1 protein-coding gene is annotated in these 2,600 nt (G+C 32.4%); it reads right to left on the minus strand.

The window, feature by feature from the left end:
• Positions 1-2,444, minus strand: a 2,444-nt coding sequence (locus tag ETU10_RS00160) for a delta-60 repeat domain-containing protein (RefSeq protein WP_146309253.1), incomplete at its 3' end; no start/stop codon positions are given.
• Between the last annotated feature and the right edge of the window lie 156 nt (positions 2,445-2,600).

Here is a 2,600-nt window from a genome sequence, read left to right on the forward strand (position 1 = left end):
TCTATGCTTTGGTTTTTCTTGGTTTGTTGTTGGTTTTCTTGCTTTTTAAGTCTTAATACGGCCATGTATTCTTCTCCGTCTAGGGTTTTAGTTCCACCTATTAGTATTTTATCGTCTGACTGTACTTGTACAATTTGGGCATCTAGGGATGGATCTATGATATAGATGCCTTGGTTGGCGAAATTGATATCTAGTTTGCCTTCTGGAGTTAATTGTAGGAGTTGATTTTCTCCTTGGGTGGTTTTGGCGTGTATTAGCACTTTGTCGTCAGGCAATATTTGATAGGTAAATGTACTGATTTCTAATATCGAATTTAAGTCTACTTTTCCGTTGGTTCCATAGCTTAGATCTGGATCTCCATCCGGTAAATATCTTTCCAGATAGGTTCCATCTTTAAGTATTATTTTTTTATCTGACTGTACTTTTATAGGTCTTGCTTTTAGGGGAGTAAAGGTATAGTCATAGGATCCGTCGGAGTTAAAACGTCTAATGCTTTTCTGAGTTTGCATTGGGTTTGGAGGTCCAACCAAAATAAAATTCCCTCCTACTAACAATTGATCGCCTTGCAATGCTATACTTTGGATTTGATTAGCATCTGAGGAATATATTGAAAATTCTTTGTCAAAGGTAAAGGTATTATCTAAGGTTCCGTCCGGGTTATTTCTATATATATTCTGTTCTGCTGGTGCTCCTACCCCGTTAGAACTATATTTATTTCTCATAAATATATATTTTCCATCCGGTTGAATTGCTAATACATCCGAATGATTGCTACCTCTATCCATGGAAGGCGTGCTATTTAATAGTAATCCATTATTAGTATAACTATTGATATAAGTTCCAACAGTTTTAATACTTCCATCCATGGAATTAATTTTTAAAAAACCATTGAAATAATAATCAGCTCCTCCTGTGCCCGATACTGAATACTCATTCTTTATAGGATTAAATTCTGAATCAAAACTACCGTTTTCTAACAACCTCCATATGGTTGATGAACCCAGCAATAATTTATTATCCGGTTGAACTCCCATAGTGAAGATGCTTTGTTTTTCAGAAGGTATAGAATAAATCATTTTTCCGCCTTTACCAAAAGTTAAAATAGGGTTTCCTCTTTGATCAAATTTATACAGTGTTATTCCATAATTTTCTTCACCTGAAAAGCTGTACAATAGATAAGAACCTATGGTTAGTAAACTACCGTCTTTTAGTTCTAAAGTTCCTATGGCATTACTAGCAAAACCTGTTTTAGAATCTGTTATATAAAAAGCGCCATTATTTCCAAAATTAGCATCAAAAGTCCCATCTGGCTTTAATAGTGCTAATGCTCCTTGATCATAATAAAATTTTTTAGGGGCTTGACTACTGTTACAATATGCTGTTACTACATAATTGTTTTCTGAAAGTTCTAAAATATTTTTATAGACCAAAGTAGAAGACCCTATCGTTGGAGGATAAGAAGGATTAGTAAATCCGGAGTGAAGTACATTTTCATTAAGTTTATTTTTGCCGTCGTAAGAAATTTTGCTAAAAATCATACTCGGTTCATAATTACTGTCATTACTCTGTACCTCTGTTAGAGCTAGAATAGTTCCATTATGGCTCATTTGTATTTTGTGTAGACGTGCAGTTAATGGATAGGTAATTGAACCATTTAAATATTTTATAATATAGCAACCATCTTCATTCTCCCCAAAAGTCGTTTCTAATATTCCCTCCGACGAATATTTTAATATATAAGCAATATGATTTTCTGATAATCCTTGCTTAGGAAAAACATTTGTTGCAAATATTAATCTCCCGTCAGGTCCAACTATTATATCAACAACTAATCTTATATCATCATTTGAACTTACTATTTCTTCAACTTTTTTTGGTAATGGAATATTAATTACTCCTTGATTTCCAAAAGTAGTATCTAAGTTCCCATTAGAAGTTAATCTTATAACTTTTCCAGAGTATAATGCTAGCAACAATTGATCTCCTTGAATAGCCATTCCTAAGGAATTATTGCTAAAATCTATTGAATCATTATCCTCTAAATCTACTTCTAAAGTTCCTTGATTTCCAAAAGACCTATCATAACTACCGTCAGCCAAAAAACAATGAACGGTTAGAAGGTTGGAATTTATACTCTTTTTTATTCCTATTATTTTATGATCTGCTCTTTCAAAAATTCGATCTAGTGGTACTCGTATTCTTCCTTTTTTTCCAAAACTGAAATCTTGCGTATAATCTTCATTTATTCGTATAACTCCTGTAGTTCCTGATATAAGTATTTTCCCATTGTGCAGTTGAACATAATCGGTGGCAAACTGTTTATCTCCTTTTAGTTGATGTAGGGCCATGCCTTGGGTACCATAATTGGTATCTACCTCATATTGTTGTGCTTGGAGTAAGCTATACAAAAATATACAAACGAACAGAGTAAATTTTTTTTTCATAAGTTAATTTTAATTGAGTTGCAAAGGTATTAAAAATCTATTTTAAGCTATTAAAATACATTAAAATACAAAAGCTTGTTTTTCAACAAGCTTTTGTATTTCTATTCTGCAACAGTATTTATATTTTAATCATCTTCTTTACGGTAGTTTTTCCTT

It is taken from the genome of Apibacter muscae (assembly GCF_007845595.1).
Classification (GTDB): domain Bacteria; phylum Bacteroidota; class Bacteroidia; order Flavobacteriales; family Weeksellaceae; genus Apibacter; species Apibacter muscae.